The sequence below is a fragment of the Psychrobacter sp. A3 genome (genome assembly GCF_028823565.1).
Classification (GTDB): Bacteria; Pseudomonadota; Gammaproteobacteria; order Pseudomonadales; family Moraxellaceae; genus Psychrobacter; species Psychrobacter celer.
Map to the genome: position 1 here is coordinate 1 of NZ_JAPEHS010000011.1, position 19,334 is coordinate 19,334.

A 19,334-nucleotide genomic window follows, 5' to 3' on the forward strand; every position below is an offset into this window, starting at 1 on the left:
ACGGCTGCGGCAGCGCATAGGTTTGCCCATCTTGCGTCACTTGCCGCTCCTCCATGGCCTCTAGCAGCGCGCTTTGGGTTTTGGGGCTAGAGCGGTTGATCTCATCCGCAAGTAACAACTGCGTAAAGATCGGCCCTGGCCGAAATTCAAAGCGCTGGTTTTTTTGCTCAAAGATACTCATGCCCAAAATATCAGCAGGCAGCATGTCATTGGTAAACTGCACACGATTAAAGCTCAGGCCAAGCAGCTGGGCTAGCCCTTGTGCCAATGTGGTCTTGCCCATACCAGGCAAGTCCTGTAGCAATAAATGACCACCCGCCAGTATGCCACTGAGCGCCAGCTTAATCGCCTGCGGCTTATCTAAAACGATGTGATTTAGTTGCCCAAGCAGCTGAGCTATTTTTTGCTGATTGTGCTGATAGTCAGCGGCACTCAAGGCCGCCGTATCTGCCAGCTGCGTGGCTGGCTGAGAGGTGGTGCTAGAAGCAGGGTCTATCGCTGCATGGCTCATAGTCAGTTATTGGCTCATTTTGGAAGAATAAACATAATAAGTCTGCGATCAATTACCATCATCGGTCGCAGGCGGCGCCGCCCTTAGGGTTGACAGATAAGCAATCACATCTGCTCGCTCTTTTGCATCCGGCATCGGGTCTGAGAGCATTTTTGAGTCTGGCATACTCTTTTGCGCATCGGCGATATAAGGGTCTAGTGTCTGTGCATCCCATACCCATCCTGATGCCTTTAATCCTTCACTATAAGTATAATCCTCGAGGGCGGCGGCAGGCGCGCCGTAGATATTCATCAGCTGCGGGCCTTTTTTGTTTAGCCCTGCATTTAGCTGGTGGCACTGACCGCAGGCATCTTGATAAATGATCGCACCGTTGTCGGCATCGCCCTCAGTATATAGCGGCAATGTCACGGGGTCACGGTGATCAGCAGGCACTTGCTCTCCGCACGCACTGAGCAATAAAACAGCGGCAACAAGGCCGCACAAACGATACTGACGAATCATAAACATGTTTGACAATCTTCAGTTAAAAGGCATAACAGATAAAAACAGGATGAGGCATGGCGTTATGAGACTTTTATGGTCGCGCTGGGCGCTTCTAGATAATATCCTTGCAAATAGCGTGCGCCCACACTCCACGCCACCGACATCGTTGCGGCATCCTCGATATATGGCATGAGCACGTCAGCATGGACCTCAGAGGTACGCACAATCAAAGACTTAACCGTGTTGAGATTATCCGCAGAATTGATGTCTTGGATATAGCTTCGCGCCAAACGCACCATATCTGGCTGTACAAAGCTGGCGATTTCGATAGACTTAGCAGATGAGCCAAAGTTATTGATACCTAACTGACAGCTGACTTGTGTCAACGCCGAAAACTGGGTTTTGGCAACGGTCAGATAGTCTAAGATGTCTTTTTCATTAAACTGCAGTGTCAAGACTCCAGCGGCACCGCCGACCGCCTTGATCAACTGACTGGCCACATTTGGCAGTTTTTTGTCGACGAGCGACGCCCCGGTGAGCTGCACCAACAGTCTGGCCTCAGGATGGGTCTTACGGACTTCGTTTATTTTTTTGCAGGCATTGATTAGTACCCAGCGGTCGATTTTTTCTAATAAATTATGCGTCTTGGCGACAGCCATGAACTGATCAGGGGTGAGTACGGTATTGTCAGCATCTGCCAGCGGTAAGCGCAGATACACCTCAAAAAAGTCGCTACGGTCTTTGTTGATGTCATATATGGGCTGAAATGACAGCTCAAAACGATTGTTGGTAATGGCATCGACCAAAGACTCAGCCAGTGCATGATCATCACTATTGGCATGCTCACTTGGGTCATACAAGTGGTACGTCCCGCCATGATTGGAAGTCTCTATCATGATTTGATTGATGGCATCGATAGCACGCTCGAGCAGTACATTGGGCTCTGCAGCATTTTTCTCTATCTTCACGATACCAATACTGACGGTGGTACTGGTGGTACGCTTATCAACTTCGATAAACATCTCACTAATGCGTGTGACAATGTGCTGTGCCAAATCTTTTAGCTCGCTGGCGCTTTTGTCTTCGACAAGCACCGTAAACACCGTATCACTAAAGCGGCTCACATGCCCGTCTTCTATCAGCTCATCTAACATATAGGCGACTTGCTTGACCGTCGCATCGACCCCTTGTAGGCCCAAACTGCTTTTTATTTTACCCACATTATCGAGCTGAATATACAAAAGCCCTGCTGTCAATAGCCCTTGTCGTGCCTGCTCGTACACCAGCGCCATTTGTTTTTCAAAACCATGGCGGTTGTCGATACCAGTCAGTTTATCTTTACGCTCAGCCTCCGCTAAGCGCTTGGCCACCTCAGCGCTGTTACTGGTGTTTTGCTGAATGATAACTTGGGTGACAGGCTCACCGTCTAGGGTGGCTGAGGCAAGCTGTAGTTTGGCCTCAAAGGTGCTACCATCGGTACGTTTGCTTTCAAACTCAAACTCCACCTCTTGTCGATTGCCTTTGTCAAACTGCCGCAAAAACTGTTTAAAGCCTTTGACACTATCCCCGCCTGAAATCAAATCAACGACTGGCACGCCGATGGCATCGTTCATGGTTTTAAAGCCAAAAAGCTGCAGATAGGGGTCGTTGGCAAATATATGGATGCCTTGATCGATATAGGCGACCGCGCTTTTGGAGTTTTTAATCAAGACGTTCGCGCGTTGCTCCGCCTCAGAGATGACATGGCGTAGCGTCTTTAGCTCACGGCGGCTGCGCAAGTTGTCATGTTGCAAGCAAATAGCCATCACCACTGCCATCTCTTGCTCGGCTTTGAGCGCCTTGACCATTGTACCGCTGACGATAGCTGGCAAGCCGTCGTCATTTTGTGCGGTGGCTGCCGCCTCATCATGAAACAGACAAATCATCGGCAAATCAATACTTTGCTCTTGCACGATGCCCACCGCTTCGGTGAAGTTCATGTCATAAGCACTGCCAAACACCAATACATCCCATGGCTGACGCAACAGCCTTAGCAGCTCTTCTTTATCGTCCAAAAACCCCAAATTCACACTGTCATAATAAGCGCTCAATAACTGCACAAGTCGCTCAGCATAGAGCTGATCATCATTGATGACTAACAGGTTTAGGATAGACTGAGTGCGCATAAATGGCCTTTTAATCTTATGATCATACGATCGTATTTTATCAGTGATGTTTGATACCTGAGCTTGCTTATTCAGTGCTTGGTCAGCAGATTGGGTATCGCATCAATAGAGTAACAATTTGTGCCATTATAGACAATAACTGCACCCCCTGCAGGAGAGTTTCATTAGCGGGGGTTCGCGTAGTATGTTTTGGCACTTATCCATGATTCAAATACAAAAACACAGACTTTCTCGTGTCTACTACAGGCCTGATAAAGCTTGCCTCAAATTAAACAATAGTGCTGCTAGTCAAACTATAAGCGTAGCACTTCATATTGGCTAAACTCATCAGTCATTAATAAGCGTCGCCCCAAACGTAACGGCGTCTGCTGCTGATTGATACGCATGATGACCCGATCATCGACTTGAAAATGGGCGGTTGGGACGATGAGGCTTGCCTCGGTTTGGAGCTGCTCGTCTTTCCCCATGATAAAAGCTGGCACAAAGTGCCGGTCACGCGTATCATCACCATCGACACGTAGACCGCAAGCCGCTGGATTGTGTCCGAGTACCTGCCACTCAATCTCTGGCGTAGCGCCATCGGCATTGACCCAGCGAGTCAGCCCTATCGAGCAATCAAGGGTAGTCGCAGTCTCAGCACGACATAACAAAAAAAGCCTCATGATCTGTAATGGCACCGGCGCGGCCACGCGCTCATCACGGGTTTTATGACTGGTGTTATGTTGGGTATCTGCATCTATAGGTAGAGGACTCAAATCGAGCTGCCCAATCCGCGTCGGTGGTTGACGGTCTGCTGGCATGCTCGCAGGCTCAGTGCGCAGTCGCAAGATGCGAAACAACGATAAGGTATCATCGCCATCAAATGTCTCAGCGTTCAACCGCGTATGAGTGTTGGTGGGCAGCTGATGGGTATCATAATGAGGCCGGTATGCCTCTGGCAGCTCGTTTGCTACAATCAATCTGGTGAAGCTGCAGCCCTGACTGACTCGGTAATGCATGTCGTTAAACCCGCCAATCACCACAGCGTCTTGCTTTGAGCTATACTTGGTTGGCAACGTCAGCTGAGGCTGTAGATAGCGATACGTGAGCGTCATGATTACTTTATTGAGCAGCGCGCACGCCACCGCTTCTCGGCCTTCTTTTATCAAGGCCTGCCTGCGTGTCTGCAGATAGGCAATCATCGGTGTCAGCTCTATAAATAAGCACTCATACCGATCCTCATAAGGATTGATGCATGAATGAGCCGTCAAGTAAGTGGGCGGCTGATTGTCTTTTAAATTGACAAACACTCGGGTTTCGCTCTCAGGCTCTATGGTGGCGAGCAGCTGCTCGGCCCACTCAGGTAACAAGCGCTGCACCAACAAGATATTAGGGCGACGCATGGCACGTACGTTCAATAAGCTGTGCAAACATAGCTGACAGTACAGACGGTGAATGCTGTCTGCGCGCTGAGTGAGCGTATGGGCGCTCAGACTCATCAATGTTAGGCGCTGCTGATGAGCAAGATAATACAGCTGATTGATCTTAGACCATAAGTACGATGACGGCTTTTGGTAGCAGAGCGCCGCCTCGCCTAAGAGCTTTTGATACATCAATAGTGACTGATAGATAGCAAGGGCGAGCACGGCTGATGCGCGCTTTTCATGGTTGAGATAACGCTGCCAACCGTTTTTTGTAGCAGATTTATCGGGATGGATGGAGCTTGTCATCTCACGCTGTATGACACCATCATAGATCATGATAACCAAATAATATAACGACCGAACTTGAGCCACGTACGCCATCTGCGCCTCACTAAAGGCAGCAGTCTCATAAATATAGTGTTGGCGCAGCGCCACAATCAATTGCTCGGCGGCTTCGATGACACAAGCAGTGAGCTTAAGGCGCTGCTCCTCCTCCATATCCGCTGCCTGCAAGCCCTTCAAAATCTCTTCTAGCCGCTCAGCTTGCGCCTCATGTGTCTGTGACGGCAGACCGGTCAATAGTGTCTGCAAATAGCGCGCTTCATTATCAACAGAACGCCTTGCTGTCGTTGACTGCAGTTTTGTGGCAGACAAATACTCTTGAAACGTCGATAGGGTGATCATCCAGATTCCTAATAACTTTTAATCCTAATAACTTTTCGTGATATCGAATAGTTTGGCCGCGAAGCTGTTTTGTCAGACAGGCAAGAAAAGCTGATGCCAGTTGCACATTAATATCAGCGTATCGATTTTACTTCGCATGACTATACTTTAATACCATCCTTACCCGCACGCTTGATAAATCCTTTACCAAGCGTCACTATTGATATTGCTTGTTTGGTAGTCAGCAGCTCGCCCACTCTTTATTAGTCATTCTTTGTTTACTAATTTTTAATATAGCATATTTTGCATATCAAACATCATGGTAAATGTTAACCGGCACTTTAAAAGGTTTATTCGGTAATTCTCTGACCAGTTTGGGTACCAGATAGCCTGGCAAAGCCGCCAGCAGCGACCAGTATAGCCTCACAGCGCTGTGCTCATCACTATCAAAATGAGCCGCGCCTGCCACTTTATCCAAAACGTGTAAATAATACGGCAGTACGCCTGCGGCAAACAGGCGCTGACTGAGCTGCGTCTGTATCGCCACGCTATCATTGATGCCTTTTAACAACACCGCTTGGTTGAGTAAGGTAATGCCAGCAGCTCTTGCACGCTGTAGATGCTCCGCCGTCAGCGTGTCAATCTCATTGGCATGATTGCAGTGGACGACCATCACAATCTGACAGCGGCTTTTGGCCAACCTATCTAATAGCGGCGCATCCAAACGCGCAGGAATCACAAGCGGTAAGCGCGTATGCAGACGAATGGTGGTCAGCTGCGGGATGGCCTCAAGCGTGTCCAGCCATACAAACAGCCGCCTGTTGGTCACATTTAGGGGATCACCGCCACTTAAGATAACCTCATTGATTTCAGGGTGCGCTGTGATATAGTCAATGATATGTGCTTTGGCATCGGCGGTGGGCATATTGGCACTATAATCAAAGTGCTGACGAAAGCAGTAGCGGCAATGAATGGCACAAGCCCCCGTGATGGTCAGCAGCACTCTTGATTGGTATTTGTGCAGCAGGCCTTTGATAGGGTTCTGGTCGTTTTCCGCTAGTGGGTCCGCCACGTAGCCTGTGACTTTTATTTGCTCTTGCTGATCGGGCAAAACTTGTTTGAGCAGCGGATCCTCGGGGTCGCCGACTTTCATTTTTGCAACAAAAGCACGCGGCACACGTAGCGCAAAGTGTTTCGGCACATAGATCTCTGTGCGTAGCGTCTCAAGCTTTAGGATGCTAAGCAATTCATCTACGGATGTAATGGCTTCGGATAATTGCGTTTGCCAGTTTTTTTGTGTGATTAAATGGTTTATCATGACAGCCTATTACCTGTGCCCAAAAGCCGCTATTATACGCCCTTAGTGTCTATCCCATCAAAGTATCCCGCCTAGCCTATTTTGCTAAGTGCGACAGACACAAGTGATGGTATGAGGTTTGGCGCAATAAGCCCTGCAACCACCAGCACATAGCATAGTGATACCCCCTACTTACAAACCCTTAGGAGTCTCTTGTGGCAAGTTTTTCTACCAATGAATTTAAAGCAGGTCTAAAAGTCATGCTGGATGGCAATCCTTGTGCCATTCTTGAAAACGAATTTGTCAAACCGGGTAAAGGTCAAGCCTTTAACCGCGTCAAACTGCGTAACCTTCGTAGTGGCAAAGTACTTGAGCAAACTTTTAAATCAGGCGACAGCTTGGAAGCCGCTGACGTACTAGACACTGAAATGAACTATCTATACAACGACGGTGAGTTTTGGCACTTTATGCATCCAGAAACCTTCGAGCAGCTGCAAGCCGACAAAGCGGCCGTTGGTGATGCACCAAAATGGCTAAAGGACAACAGTAATGAGCTTTGTGTCATTACTTTATTTAATGGCGTACCCTTATCTGTCACGCCACCAAACTTTGTTGAGTTGCAAATCACAGAGACCGATCCTGGCGTACGCGGCGATACTTCAGGCGGCGGCGGCAAACCTGCCACGCTAGAGACTGGCGCGGTTGTACGTGTACCATTATTTGTCCAGCAGGGCGAAGTGGTCCGTGTGGATACCCGTACTGGTGACTACCAGACCCGTGTCAACTAGTCGACGCTTACTCTTTACTGATTGTTACTGAGTACAAAAAAAGCTTAACCTTTATTATAAAGGTTAAGCTTTTTTATTGCCCCGCTATTCTTGATTGGATGACTGCTGAATCAGCCAATACTGCACCAGCGCATTGAGCTGCTCTTGTTTAAAGGGTTTGGTACAATAATCCTGCATCCCAACCTTGAGATATTTTTCACGCTCGCCGTCCATCGCGTTGGCCGTCAAAGCGATAATCGGCGGCAAAGACTGCGGATCATAGAGCTCGTGTAGCTTGATGGTGGCCTGTACCCCGTCCAAAATCGGCATATGATGATCCATCAAAATCAAATCATAGCGATCAGGCGATACGGCAAATATCTCAAGCGCTTGCTGTCCATCCGTGACGTGGGTGACGACATGCCCACTGTTGGTCAAGGTTTTTTTGGCAATAATGGCGTTTACCGCATCGTCTTCGACCAGCAAGATATGACCTGCCCGCTCATGACTTGGCTCATCTGTGATGAGCTCATTGGCGTTCTGCCAAGTTTCATATTTGGCAGCATCGATGGTTGGCAGCGGCAGCAGGACACTAAACGTCGTGCCAACGCCCACTTCGCTGTCGACATTGATTTCACCGCCCATCAAGTCTACCAACGACTTACAGACAGATAGCCCAAGCCCTGTACCGCCATAAAGCCGGTGCGTCGACTTATCCGCTTGATCATAGGCATCAAATATCGCCTTTAAAGACTCAGGCTTGATGCCCACGCCCGTGTCAGTCACCTCGATACATACGGTCATATAGTCAGCAGGCACCGCCGTATCATCGGCAGTATGGTCAGGGTGGTCGGTATCGTCGACACAGTAGCAGTTGGGCACGTGCTTGACCGCGATACTCACCTGCCCCCCTTCACGGGTAAACTTGATGGCATTATTGACCAGATTGGCGATGATTTGTTTGAGCCGTATCGGATCGCCTTGTACATAAGGCGATAGCGATTCAGTATAGTGATAATCTAATATCAGCCCGCGCTGACGTGCCTTTATCGCAAAGAGGCTCACCACCTCGTTGCATAACGTGGATAGGTTGAGCGGAATAGAGTCAAGGGTCATTTTGCCAGATTCAACTTTTGATAAGTCCAAAATCCCATTGATAATCGCCATCAAATGCTCATTGGACACCTTGATATTGTCCACGTATTCTTGTTGCTCGTCACTAAGCTTCGTCTCGCTTAGCATCTCCACCATACCAATGATGCCATTCATCGGTGTCCGTATCTCGTGGCTCATATTGGCCAAAAAATCCGACTTCATCTCATTGGCATGCTTGGCATCGCGCTGCTTGTCCTGTAGCTGTAACGCATCTGCTGCGATCAGGGCAAATTGCGCCAGTACTTTCGCTTGCGACTCACCAAAGTCGTCGTGCGGTTTGGTATCCATCAGGCACAAAGAGCCCAAGCGAAAGCTTTTATGATCCTCGTGTAAGATAATGGGCGCCCCTGCATAAAATCGTAAATGCGGTGACTCGGTAATCAAAGGGTTTTGGCTAAAGCGGCTGTCTTTTGATAAGTCCGCCACCACAAAAACGTCATTGGAGAGCACCGTATAATTACAGATTGCCACTTCACGTGAGGTTCGGCATACCTCACCTAAGCCATGGGCAGACTTGAGATATTGCGTCTCCTCGTCCATAAAGGTGATGGTGACAATCGGCATGCCAAAAAAAGACTTGGCAAGCTCTACCAAACGCTTAAATGCAGGCTCATCATTGTCGTTGAGCACTTGATACTTTCTCAGCTTGTTGATGCGCGCAGCTTCATCGACTGCGACCGGATAGCTGAGCGTTGGCAAGTTGGTTGTAGACAAGATGGACTCCATTTAATAATCTCAGACGGTTGGCATTACGCGGTCTGCTTTATCAATAATTGTAACGCTTCGCTCACCATGACCATGGCCACCACTGAGGTGACGACGACGGCTGAGCCATAACCACCACAATGCAAGCCTCCTGTTTGACAGCTTTTATCTACTCGTGGCGGCTCTGTAGAGTAAACACATTTGATACCAAACTTATCTTTTAGCTCGCGGTTGATGCCTTTTTCGTGCCGGAGCTTGTTGCGTAGCTTGGCCAGTAGCGGGTCTTGATAGCTCTCACGCAAGTCACTCACTCGAATTTGGCTTGGGTCTATCTTACCACCAGCGCCCCCAGCACAGACCAGTTTTAATTTGTTAAAACGGCAGTGCAACGCGATGGCCAGTTTGGCATTCATATCGTCCACACAGTCGAGCACCACAATCGGTTTGCCCTGCTGGGCGGCTGTTTTGGCCACATCGCGACTGGGCAATAACGCGGCGACATTCTCTACTGTCAAAAAATCATCGACCAAGTTTACGGTGATTTTTGGGTTAATCTCCTGCAGGCGTGTGGCCATCGCTGCAATTTTACTTTGACCAAAGGTGCTGTCTAGTGCCGGTAATTGACGGTTGACATTGGAGGCGACCAACACGTCCAAATCTATCAAGGTGATGGTGCCGACCGCGGTTCGAGCCAGCGCCTCTGCCGCCCAAGAGCCGACACCGCCAACCCCTATCACATAGACGTGAGCGGCGGCAAAGGTGTCTGCCGCTGCTGCGCCATAAAGCGTCTTGGTACCCTGAAAGCGGCGCTCATACTGCCCATCTTCGGCTTGCATCGCCAAAGGCGCGTTGCTCATCGCTTCATTTATTTGCTCAAAACTTTTTGTATCACTTATCACAGATTCAACGCTCTTTTAAATTGAAATGACTTATCTACAGGATGCTTGATTTTCTACCCCCATTATACGGGATAAGGCCAATGCGTTTGTAAAGCATCATTGCTGTTTTGCCATAATTGTTTGGCAAGCTCGTCGATGGGTATTTCGAGCAGCTCACTGAGACTCGACAGCACCCATGGCAAGTTGGCCGGTACGTTCCTATTGTGAGCACATCCCGCAGTAGACGGCACGCCCCACCCATCATCTGGAGACTGGCCTAATGCCGATGCGCTGTCGCCTGCCGTCTGACACATGATGGGCGTCATATCAGGGCAATCCGTCTCTAACACCAAGCAGCTGATGCCGTGCGCGTTTACCGCCGCACTAATCGCGCGGCGCAATTTTTTGGCATTGGGATTGGTGACTTGCCCCGTCACTCCCAGCTTAAAACCAAGTTTGACAAAAGCCTTGGCTTCTTGCTCGCCGCCGCTAAAGCTATGGGCGATACCACCGAGCTGCTGCGCGTCGTAGTCGTGTGCTTTTAAAATAGCCAGTGCCTCTGCATGTGCCTTACGGATATGCAGCATCACAGGCAACTGATGCGCCACTGCCATGTCTAGCTGTGCGCAAAAAAACTGCTGCTGCTTGGCAAACACGGCAGGGACTTTCATGGCATCTGTAAACGTATCTAGTCCAATCTCACCAATGGCGATAGGACGCTTCTGCTCCAGCATCTGAGCCATATCCGCCAAGTGCTGGTCAGTATGCTGCTCAATATAAAAAGGATGCAAACCTAACGCAATATGCGTGACAGGCATCGGCGGGCGGTCATGATTGTCCCCATCTTTGTCTTGAAATGCATCAGTCGCCGTGAGTGCGTGCTTGGTCTCATACATACGCTCGAAATGACGCGCCAAATACCCCACCAGTACCAAATGATGCACCCCTCGCTCATAGGCTTGTTGCGCAAGGGCTGTGCGGTCATGGTCAAATACAGGCGCATCAAAGTGTGTGTGCGTATCGATGAGCGGGTAGATAGTAGATATCCTCTCATGGTTATAGTTAGGGGTTGATGAGTCGCTAGCAGTCATAATCGTCACTCTACAGCACGTATTGGGTCTCTGGCAGCTGTCTTTACCTTGGTTTTTGTATCGCCGCTTGATTCGGCCGTGTCATGAGTGGTCTGTGCAGCCCTCATGGCAGCTCGTGGCAGACTGCCGGCTACTACGCCGAGGAATCAGTAACAAAGCCGCCGCGGTTAGCCCCAAGGCCAGCCACTTTTTTGTTGGCTGTTTATGGTCTTTATGCCTGTTGTCTTTATGCTTGGTCATGTTGATGCTCTGACATGATAGCTACTCTTGATACTTGCTTAGTTTTTTGGTAATTGGTACCAACAATCACTTATTACCCATTATTATACGGCGATATCAAGTGTGCTATGTGTATCTGTGTTATGAATGCGCAAGCTAATGTACGATGTCATGTGCGTGATTACATCATGATCCGGCCTCGTAAGCGCGTTGGCTTTATGCCAGATTGATTATAGTGAATTAAAAAACTGGTGAATTAAAAACCAGCTACCATCAGCCATCAGCGCTTTAACGGATAGGTGGTGATACCGCTGCTTGGGCTGTCCACTTTTGTAAAGCCTTGCGGCGCAGCAGTTGGGGTCTGATCGCGCTTGGGTACGAGAGGGTTGAGCGGCATCAGTTCATAGTCGGCGCTGACATCGCCATTCCAGCCTTCTGTACCGCTCAAGGGCAACTGTTTGATTGTGCCGTTTTTATCAATGACTAGCTGTAGCACGCGCATCTGATTGTATTTACGCTCAGTGACACTCGCGACCGCACCGCCATCACGTAAGATGGTGGGCTGCAAAAATATGATTAGATTGCTTTTTTGGGTGCTGTCGTTGTCTGAGCGAAACAACCGACCAAGCACAGGGACATTGCCCAGCCCTGGGACTTTTTGTTGGCGGGTGGTGGTGTTGTCACGCATCAGGCCACCTAAGGCGATGGTCTGCTGATCGTCTGCCAAAATCGTGGTATTAATCAGGCTTTTATTGGTAATCAGTCCGCTCGCGTTGCCAGTACTGCCAGGCACCACCGATGAAACCTCTTGTGAGACCTCAAGGCGTACCGTGCCATTGTCACCGATATGCGGAATGACATTGAGATTGATACCGATGTCCTGACGATCAATGGTCTGAAAAGGATTGGTCGAGGAGTTACCACTGGTCGTATAAGAACCTGTGACAAAGGGTACGTTTTGCCCGACCAAGATACTGGCTTTTTCGTTGTCCAACGTCAAGATAGAAGGCATCGACAGCAGATTGGCACTGGTCGTCGAGTCAAGCGCTTGTAAGATTGCGCCATAAAACTGAGTGTTGCCTTGGCTGTCTTTGCTGCTATCACCGATACCGACCAACGCGCCTGCTATCGAGCCGGCAGCGGCGCTGATACTCGACCCACCTGCTAAAGCGGCGGCGGCAAGCGAGGTAGCGCTAGCGCCCACGTTATTGAAGTTGACCACGCCGTAGCCGCTATTGGCATTGCCCAGCGCCCACTGTACGCCAAGCTGGGTGGCATCATCGCCTGAGACTTCGACGATCGCTGCTTGAATCAACACTTGCGCGCGGCGACTGTCTAGCTGGTTGACGGCATCTTCGATCTCAAACATCAGCTCAGGGGCGGCGTTGACGATGACGGCGTTTTGGGTTTCATCAGCGATGATACTAAAGGGTCGCCCACTTGCACTGGCGCTGCCAGCACCAGCGCCTGCAGAAGACAACGCCGATGCAGCCGTACTATTCGTACTGGTATCGTTGGCAGCACTGCTCAGTCCTGCCCCGGCACTACTGGCGTCGTTTAGGGAGGCAGATTCCAAAGTAGAGGTCGCCCCTGCACTATTGATCGACTGATTGGCCAGCAGTCCGCGTAGCATCTCTGCAATATGACTGGCACTGGCATACTTTAGACGAAAGACCCGTAAGCCGCTAAGACGCCTGCTAGGCGTGGTATCTAGTTGATTGACCATCTCTTGTACTTTGGCGATCATCTCAGGGCTACCTTTGACCAATAGCCTATCGCTGGCACTATCAGCAATCACCTTCAGCTGATTACTACCGCCTTGTGCTTGCCCGCTGCCTGCACTAGAGACCAATGCGCTGATCAGCTCCATCATACGCTCAGAATCGACATGGCGTAACGGTATCACGCGTAAGCTATCATTGACATTGCTATCCAAATCGCGGATGAGCGCCGTCAGCTGATTGAGGCTATCGGCGCGATCAGACAACACCAGCGCATTGACACCAGGTACCGCAGCAGCATGGGCAGACTGCGGCATCAGGGGCCGAATGACGCCCAATACTTCTGCCGCCTGAGTATTAGTCAGATAAATCACGCGTGTGGCCAAGGACTCACCGACACTATCTCCGCGCAAATCGACGGCGACGCCAGATTGCTTGGCGACATTATCAGGCACCAGCTTGACCGTCGTACCAGAATCAATCGCGGCAATGCCATTGACCTGCATCACACTCAAAAATAGCTGGTAAATCTCATCACGTGATAAGGCTTTGTTTGAAATCACCGTTACATTGCCATTGATACGCGGGTCGAGGACGAAGTTTTGATTGGTGATGGTCGCCACTTCATTGATAAACGCCTTGATATCAGCGTCTTGTAAGTTGACCTTCCAGCTCTCAGCACTCGCAAGCCCTGTACTGGCAGCCCATAGTGGTATCGCCAGACATAAAGGACGACACATACGCATCAGACGCTGCATAATACGCTGCAAAGGCGTGACTGAAAATTTGTGAGAACTGACCATATTGATAATTACCTGCAGTGATATTGCTAAATATGTACTGGCTTTAGATCAAAACCTACCTAGCCAGCATTTAAAACCACTATGTGAGCGTGAAGATTCAAACACAACGATACAACTGAACGAACGCTTAATCCATCTGGTGATGGGCTTACTATAAATGCGATAAATACAAAGTCGCAACCTTGCTGCAACCTGTTAAATGGCATCAAAACTGCTGACGAATGGTGATCACTTGCTCGCCGCGCTGCACTTGTATCTGCGCCTCGCCAGTTTGCTGGACTTGCTGCAATATGCCCGCGTCTTGGGCAGGATTGTTGCCCACACTTTGCCCATTGACCGTGATGACCTTGTCCCCTGGCTCAAGACCCAAGCGATTACGCAGTTGCGCTGGCATCGCCGCCGTCACTTGATAACTCTCTCCTGACGCCATCACCCCCATTCTACTTAGATAGCTGGCGGGGTTTTCTTGCAGCTCGGTGACCGCCTCAGCGATGGCTGATTGCGGACTACTGTCAAGATCATCGCTGCCTGTCATGGCCGCCTCATTGTCTATATCAGCTGGCGGCGGCGCGGTGGGCAACATCGTATGATCTGGCAAACGCTGGTTGCTCACCGCACCTGCTATGTTATCGCTTTGATCCAGCGGCATCGCCTCAACCATTCTAATCACAGTTTGCTTGTCAAAGGCATCAGCGATGACGACAGCATTCCAATCGACGGCCACCAATGCATAGTCGCTACCTGTCAGCGTATCACCGATACGATAGTTTTTTACCTCACCATTGACATCGAGTAATGCCGACGACTGGCTCTCTGGCATAGCGAGCAGCACCCCTTTTAACTCGACGTTTGGTGGCGGGTGCGCACTCGGCTCGGGGTCAGAAAAGATCGCAAACAAACCTGCGTTGTCATTGCCTGAAGCCGTGCTGCTTTGTAATGGCGCTAAGGGCAAGGCTGGTGCGAGCGGTGCCGCCAGCAAGAGCCAAAATAGCCGCGCCGCTGTCCAGCACAGCCATATCATGGCCAAAAACAGCAACCAACCCGAAAAGCGATTTAGGATATTGAGTACAGGCTTGAGGTTTGCGCTCATATTCAGCATTTACTGCGCCCCCAAACCAGCCAATAAAGGCTGACGCACACTGACGACTGGCGTATCTTGCGGCGCTTGTCCTTTATAGTCCGGCATGTTTTCTAGCAGACGTTGGGTCAAACTGACATCTAGCATATTATCGCCATCGATATATAAGTCACCCAAGCGCTTATCTTGTTGGTTTAGTAGATTGATATGCAAAAGGTTTTTGTCGTTTTTTTGCTCAGCGCTCAGCTCAGCACGCAGCGCAGGCATGGTGATATAAAATACCTTTCCGCCACTTGGATAGCCAACCTCACCGCCCACCCACGTAAGCTGACCATCTGCTTGGCTAAAGCCTGCCGCCTTGGCGCTGGTCGCTGACTCATCGGCGGTGGTACCGCTAGCTGTCTGGCGTTTGAGCGAGACATTATTGACCTGAATTGGTGTATTGGGCAGTTGCCAATCGATGATACTGGCAAGGGTGGACGGGGCAATTTTGCCACTCATATTATCTACCTGCCACGAGTGCCAGCCTATTTTTACTTGCCCATGCAGGCGGGTTTGCTCTGATTGGATCTCAACCTTGGCACCGAGCTTACCGAGCAGCAACTGCCAAGGCTGCCATGACCAGTCGGCTGTCCCCGTAAGCGAGCTTGCTGCCACAGGCATCTGCCAAATAGCAGACCCTTTCCAGAGATTGCCCGATACGTGCTGCACATAAGGCGTATCTGGCGCATACTTGTTGAGCACCCATGCGGCAGGCATCTGCAGTACCGCAAATAGCGCAAAGAGCACCAGCCCAATGAGCCACCACAGCTTACGGGGACGCTTATGAGACGACGCAGATACTTGGGGCACAGTGTGATAACTCTTATATAAGACAAAAACGTCATTATCATAACAAACAATGGCATACAGATGACAGAAAAAAAGCCAGTATCTTTTTACCAAAAGACTGGCAAAAAAGATACTGGCTTTTATCTGATGCTTGGCTCAGCAACCAGACGCTGGCTGTGCTAATTAAACAGCAAAGTCTTCAAGTTTGCGACCTGCGGCCAACGCCTCTACCAACCAGGTAGGCTTGCGGCCACGGCCCGTCCACGTCTCTTCGCTGTTGTCAGTATTGCGGTATTTAATACTGCGTTTTTTCTCCAGCGTCTCACCGGCTTTTAAAATCTCTTCGATGGTGGTATTGCTGTCTTCTGCAATTTTTTCGAACTGCATATAAGCGTCATATAAACGTTGATGCTGTTTTTTAGCGATAAGTTGCTGAGCGTTTTCGGTAATGGCACGTAGCTCATCAACGCCTAAACTATCCAAATCAATAGCACTATTTTTAGTCATAATAAATCCAACTCTATAATAAAATAACAATCTTAATGATCTAATGAATCATTAAGGACGTAACTGACTCAGTATCTGAGTTATCACTTAATCATATGATAACGGCGTTAAGATTATAAACCCATTAAATATCATCTGGTTTAAAATAGCTCAATATCGCCATACTCAAACCAAAAAAAAGGTTTTGGGTCATAAAGCTTATTCGCAAAAGTAATATAAACAAAAATATCGCTTATCACAACAGTAGTTTTTTATGCATTTTTGTATAGACTCAGCAGACAGTAAACTTAAGTAAATTTTAATCCGCTATTACTTCCCATTATTTCTTGATTTTATAAAAAATCATATTTAATAACAAACAAACTTTGTTTTTATTAAAAAAAATCAATAATAAAAACGGATATAAAAAAAGAGCCTATTCACATAGGCTCTATCTAATTTAATCTACACTATTAGATTACGTATTCCTCAGAACGGAATATCATCATCGACTGGACCATCAGGCATCGCTGTTGGCTTAGGCTGAGAGGCATTTTGCGCTGGCTGATTGAATGGGTTTTGCTGAGGATTGCTTTGGTTGTTATAAGCATTTTGATTGTTATAACCCCCTTGGTTACCGCCCTGCGCCATACCTTGAGCTGCTACGCCGCCTGCTTGGTTGTAGCCACCTTGCTGACCAAAGCTGTTTTGGCCGCCTTGATTACCATAGCCCCCGCCTTGGCTTTGACCGCCACCGCTTGCGCCATCGAGCATCTGCATTTGATCAGCGCGAATCTCGGTGATATAGCGATCTTGACCATTTTGATCTTGGTATTTGCGCGTGCGCAAACTGCCCTCGATATAGACCTTACTGCCTTTACGAAGATACTGCGCTGCAATCTCGCCTAGACGATTAAAGAGTGAGATACGATGCCATTCGGTCGCTTCTCTTTTTTCGCCGCTTTGTTTGTCTGTCCACTGCTCTGATGTCGCAACCGAGATATTGGTCACGCTACCACCGTTATTAAACTGACGTGCCTCAGGGTCTGCTCCAAGGTTACCGATGATGATAACTTTATTAACTCCGCGCATGATACCGTCCTTTTACTTTTATTTATGAATAATTTAGTGAATCGTATCTATGATGATTCAATGAAGCCAATGTGCCCCATCATCGTTAATGCTATCGACAATACGATTTTACAGTGATTTGATTTTACTTTAACCAATTTTTATTTAAATATCTAGTGGGCTTTGTGCCAGATGCGACAGTGCTTGTCGCGAGTCGTCGGTGAGCTGGGTTTTGTCCAGCTTAAGATAGGCCACCTGCTCTTTTGCCATGACCACCAGCTCATCTACGCCATCTACCGCCAGCATTTGCCGCGACCAGTCTTGGATATTGATGTTTTTAGGAATGGTAATGGTGGTACTTGATAGATACGGCGGCTGGGCGATCGGAAATATCAGTAATAGCGCCGCGCCCATAATCAGCGCCAGTACGCCCCATGCTAGCAAATTTGGCTGCGTCAAGAGTATGCCGCCCAGCGCCCCGCCGACAAAGGCACCAAAAAACTGACTGGATGAGTTTAGTCCCATCGCTGTGGCTTTATTGGCGACTGGTGCACGCTTGGATATCCAAGACGGTATCGTTGCCTCAAGCAAGTTAAAGCCCATAAAGTATAAAAGCAACCCCAAAACAATCCCAACGCCCACATGGCTACCCAGCGCCAGTAACGCCAGTGCCGCAGTCATCAAGCCGATCGCACCCAAAAACACCTGACGCATTTTGCGCTTTTTTTCTGCGACAATAATAAAAGGTATCGCCACCGCAAAACCAATAAACAATAGCGGCAAATACACCAAGCCCTGCTGACGAACCGACAAACCCAGCACCTCAGAGAGCTGATGCGGCAAGAGGACAAATATCGCCGTCATGGTCAAATGTAAGGCAAAGATACCAATATGTAGACGGTTTAAATCGCCGATTTTTAGCACGCTGGCCAACTGCTGACCGATAGATTTATTGTCCAAGTTATGTTTGAGCACTCGTAGCGGCGTCGGCACCACAAACAGTAACATCATTGCCAATACCGCAAAGCCCGATGTCAGCCAAAACAAGCCTGACATACCAAGCGAGCCGACCAACAAAGGGCCAAATGCAAAGGCCAACATAATAGAGGTGGCAATGGTCAAGCCCATCGTCGCCATTGCTTTGGTACGCATCTCCTCGCGTGTGACATCAGCGAGTAGCGCCATCAATACCGCCGACACCGCACCACTTCCTGCCAGCGCGCGCCCGATGATGACCTCATAAATATCGGTGGCGTTGGCTGCAATCATACCGCCCAAAGCAAACAATATCAGACCCAAAAAGATAATCGGCTTACGCGGAAACTTGTCAGCAGCAAGGCTCATCGGTATCTGAAAAATCGCCTGACCCAGCCCATAAACCCCGACCGCCAAACCAATCAAAAACGGCGTGGCATGCGCATAATTGTCGCCATACACCGAAAACACAGGCACAATCATAAACAGGCCAATCATACGCAGGGCAAAGATGCCGCCGACCCCGAGGATTGCCCGTTTTTCTACGCTATTCATACTTGCCTCACAGGTTTATCATTGCTGTTTTTTCACTGCTGGTACTTGTACTGCACCATGCTTTATCACTACTGGTTTATCAAGACACTGGCCTATAAATCAAGCCCCCTAGTATAAGACATTCGCCGTTTGGTTGCCGAGACTTTTGACTTTTGTCTTACTGACGCATCAACCCAAGCCATTCATACTACGCAATTATTTTGTTACCAACTGCGTCAGATGCGCAATCACACCTTGAATAATGCGGTCGCCATAACAATAAAGTAAGGCGTTATAAACATTATTATTCATTAGCTCGAACGACAGTTCAAACGACAAACTCCTCTGTAAAATGACATTTTTGGTCAAAACCATAACAAACGATGCCTGTTACTTATCAGGGATTTGATTTAGATTTGCTTAGTCGAACAGAAATCAATCGCATCAAAGACTGCAAAATAAGCAAACAGTAAATTGGCATGTATAGCCCTTACTTCA

15 protein-coding genes are annotated in these 19,334 nt (G+C 48.9%); 1 reads left to right on the top strand and 14 read right to left on the bottom strand.

The annotated features are described in order from the left end of the window. The 5 genes from NK638_RS03135 to epmB form a co-directional block, all read right to left on the bottom strand. On the bottom strand, positions 1-511 hold a 511-nt coding region (locus tag NK638_RS03135), incomplete at its 3' end, for an AAA family ATPase (RefSeq protein ID WP_274631910.1). Positions 512-559: 48 nt separating this feature from the next. Continuing rightward, the gene (locus NK638_RS03140; RefSeq protein ID WP_274631911.1) at positions 560-1,018 is read right to left on the bottom strand and encodes a c-type cytochrome; all 459 of its coding nucleotides are present in this window, start codon (positions 1,016-1,018) and stop codon (positions 560-562) included. A gap of 56 nt (positions 1,019-1,074) precedes the next feature. Then, entirely contained in the window at positions 1,075-3,159 is a 2,085-nt protein-coding gene (locus NK638_RS03145; RefSeq protein WP_274631912.1) for an EAL domain-containing protein, read from the bottom strand. Positions 3,160-3,452: 293 nt separating this feature from the next. Then, entirely contained in the window at positions 3,453-5,246 is a 1,794-nt protein-coding gene (locus tag NK638_RS03150; RefSeq protein WP_274631913.1) for a hypothetical protein, read from the bottom strand. Positions 5,247-5,535: 289 nt separating this feature from the next. Then, positions 5,536-6,543: an EF-P beta-lysylation protein EpmB gene (epmB, locus tag NK638_RS03155; protein ID WP_274631914.1), complete on the bottom strand. Its 1,008-nt coding sequence runs from the start codon at positions 6,541-6,543 to the stop codon at positions 5,536-5,538. 194 nt (positions 6,544-6,737) lie between these two features. Between epmB and efp the strand changes: the two genes are divergently transcribed. Beyond that, entirely contained in the window at positions 6,738-7,310 is a 573-nt protein-coding gene (gene efp, locus NK638_RS03160) for an elongation factor P (RefSeq protein ID WP_192996005.1), read from the top strand. A gap of 84 nt (positions 7,311-7,394) precedes the next feature. Here efp and NK638_RS03165 read toward each other — a convergent pair whose 3' ends face one another. From NK638_RS03165 to NK638_RS03205, 9 genes are all read right to left on the bottom strand, one after another. Then, entirely contained in the window at positions 7,395-9,158 is a 1,764-nt protein-coding gene (locus tag NK638_RS03165; RefSeq protein ID WP_274631915.1) for a GAF domain-containing hybrid sensor histidine kinase/response regulator, read from the bottom strand. Between the two features lie 35 nt (positions 9,159-9,193). Beyond that, positions 9,194-9,985 (bottom strand): tRNA threonylcarbamoyladenosine dehydratase, encoded by a 792-nt coding sequence (locus NK638_RS03170; protein ID WP_198335478.1) that lies wholly within the window; start codon positions 9,983-9,985, stop codon positions 9,194-9,196. 125 nt (positions 9,986-10,110) lie between these two features. Then, the gene (locus NK638_RS03175) at positions 10,111-11,118 is read right to left on the bottom strand and encodes a TatD family hydrolase (RefSeq protein ID WP_274631916.1); all 1,008 of its coding nucleotides are present in this window, start codon (positions 11,116-11,118) and stop codon (positions 10,111-10,113) included. Positions 11,119-11,617: 499 nt separating this feature from the next. Beyond that, entirely contained in the window at positions 11,618-13,861 is a 2,244-nt protein-coding gene (gspD, locus tag NK638_RS03180; RefSeq protein ID WP_274631917.1) for a type II secretion system secretin GspD, read from the bottom strand. 205 nt (positions 13,862-14,066) lie between these two features. Further along, complete coding sequence (locus NK638_RS03185; RefSeq protein WP_274631918.1) at positions 14,067-14,960, bottom strand: type II secretion system protein N; 894 nt, start codon at positions 14,958-14,960, stop codon at positions 14,067-14,069. After that, positions 14,961-15,791 (bottom strand): type II secretion system protein N, encoded by an 831-nt coding sequence (gene gspN / locus NK638_RS03190; protein WP_274631919.1) that lies wholly within the window; start codon positions 15,789-15,791, stop codon positions 14,961-14,963. A 162-nt stretch (positions 15,792-15,953) separates the two neighbouring features. Continuing rightward, positions 15,954-16,277, bottom strand: a complete 324-nt coding sequence (locus tag NK638_RS03195) for an H-NS histone family protein (RefSeq protein WP_105244013.1) — start codon at positions 16,275-16,277, stop codon at positions 15,954-15,956. A 468-nt stretch (positions 16,278-16,745) separates the two neighbouring features. Then, on the bottom strand, positions 16,746-17,348 hold the full coding sequence (ssb, locus tag NK638_RS03200; protein WP_274631920.1) for a single-stranded DNA-binding protein: 603 nt from the start codon (positions 17,346-17,348) through the stop codon (positions 16,746-16,748). Positions 17,349-17,492: 144 nt separating this feature from the next. Next, positions 17,493-18,857, bottom strand: coding sequence for an MFS transporter (locus NK638_RS03205; RefSeq protein WP_198335400.1), 1,365 nt, complete (start codon positions 18,855-18,857; stop codon positions 17,493-17,495). Positions 18,858-19,334 lie beyond the last annotated feature (477 nt).